At 70.7% G+C, this 1,984-nt stretch carries 2 protein-coding genes; both read left to right on the forward strand.

Annotated elements, in window-relative coordinates; all coding sequences use genetic code 11:
• Window positions 1-1,097, forward strand: a 1,097-nt coding sequence (gene mltG, locus U9980_RS08120) for an endolytic transglycosylase MltG (protein WP_322767374.1), incomplete at its 5' end; no start/stop codon positions are given.
• On the forward strand, window positions 1,094-1,984 hold an 891-nt coding region (locus U9980_RS08125), incomplete at its 3' end, for a shikimate dehydrogenase (RefSeq protein WP_322767375.1). The genes mltG and U9980_RS08125, both read left to right, overlap by 4 nt.

Genomic DNA, 1,984 nt, shown 5'->3' on the forward strand with positions numbered 1-1,984 from the left:
ACGGCGGTCGCCGCAGCAGGCGTAACCAGGCCGGACAACGCAGACCCGCTGCCGTTCCGAAGCTTGTCGCGATCCTGGTCGTGGTAGCCGGATTGCTCGCTGGCGGAATTTACGGCGCGGGGAAGGTGATCGGGCGCATCGCGAAGGGCGAGTCGGCCGCCGACTTTGCCGGGCCCGGTGACGGTTCGGTCATCATCCAGATCCAGGCCGGGTCAACCGCCCGCGACATCGCGCGGGTGCTGGCGTCCGCGGACGTCGTGCGAACCCCGGCAGCGTTCGTCAACGCGGCCGCGGCCGACGAGCGGTCGCGGTCCATCCAGCCCGGCTTTTACAAGGTCAAGCAGCGGGTGCGCGCGGTCGACGCACTCGCCGCGCTGCTCGACGCCAGGTCGCACGCGCTGTTCCGGCTCACCATCGCCGAGGGCATGACCACCCGGCAGGTCCTCACGGCGCTCGCGGACCGTACCGGCCAGCCGCTTGCAGCGCTCGAGGCCCTCGTGAAGAACCCGGGCGAGCTCCAGCTGCCGTCCTATGCCAGCGGGGTCGAGGGCTACCTGTACCCGTTCACCTACGACCTGCAACCTGGCGCATCGTTGACTGCCACGGTCAAGATGTTCGTCGACCGATTCAGGACGGAGACGGCATCCCTCGACATCGAGGCTGGCGCGGCTGTTCTGGGCCGTACCCCACAGGACGTCATCACGGTCGCGTCCATCATCGAGCGCGAGGTGAAGAACCCCGAGGAGGGCCCGAAGGTCGCTCGGGTCATCTACAACCGGCTTGCCGACACCTCCGGGGCTTTCCGTCGGCTGGACCTCGACTCGACCACCCGGTATGCGCTCAACGAATACGAGGGTCCGCTGACCCAGAATCAGCTGAACGCCAACAACCCCTACAACACCCGCAAGGTGTCCGGGTTGCCGCCGGGGGCCATCTCCAACCCTGGTCGATGGGCGCTGGAATCCGCGCTGCATCCGGCGGCGGGGCCGTGGATGTACTTCGTGTCGTTGCCGAAGTCGAATGTGACGATTTTCGCGACCACGGACAAGGAGTGGCAGGAAGCGCTCGCACGCTACCGTTCCGAGGGGGGCTCGTGACCCGCCGGCGGGCCGCCATCCTCGGCATGCCGGTGGCGCACTCGCTGTCACCCATTCTGCATACAACCGCCTATGCGGCGCTGGGACTCGACTGGGACTACACGGCCGTCGAGTGTGACGAGAGCGCCCTGGCGGAGCTGCTCGGCCGGGTACGGGTTGATCCGGGCTGGGCGGGCCTGTCGCTCACCATGCCGCTCAAGACGGCCGTCCTGGCACTGCTCGACACACTGGACGACACCGCGGCGCTTCTCGGCGCCGTCAACACCATCGTCGTCCGTCCGGGCCCGACCGGCGGGACACCTGCGCGCCTGCACGGGTTCAACACCGATGTCATGGGCATCGCCCACGCGGTCACCCAGGTTCTCGGTACCGGCGTGGCACCGCGTAGCCCCCTGGTGCTCGGCGCGGGGGGAACCGCGCGAGCCGCCCTCGGCGCGTTGGCCAGCCTCGGCGCCGACCGGGTCGATCTGGTCGCGCGCCGCCCCGCGGCGGCGGCGCTCCTGGTCGACATCGGTGGCGCGCTCGGGCTCGGCGTCACGGTCCACCGTTGGGGATCACCGGATTCGGGAATCCTCGCCCGTCCGGGCGGGCCGGGGTCCCTGCGCGGCGCCGACATCGTCCTCGCGACCACCCCGGCCGGCGTGACCGACGATCTGGCACGCCACCCGTGGCCGTCCTCGACCGCGCTGGTCGAGCTGCTCTACCACCCGTGGCCCACCCGCCTGGCCGCTCGCGCACAGGCCGCCGGAGCGGCGCTCGCCGGTGGGCTGGTCGTACTCGCGGCCCAGGCGGCCGGCCAGGTACGGCTGTTCACCGGCGCCGAGGTGGATGTGGGTCTGCTCCTCGACGCGGGCCGGCGGGCGCTGGGGCTGCGGTCGGGATCGGCA

It is taken from the genome of Protofrankia sp. Cr1, assembly GCF_963555865.1.
Taxonomy (GTDB): Bacteria; Actinomycetota; Actinomycetes; order Frankiales; family Frankiaceae; genus Protofrankia.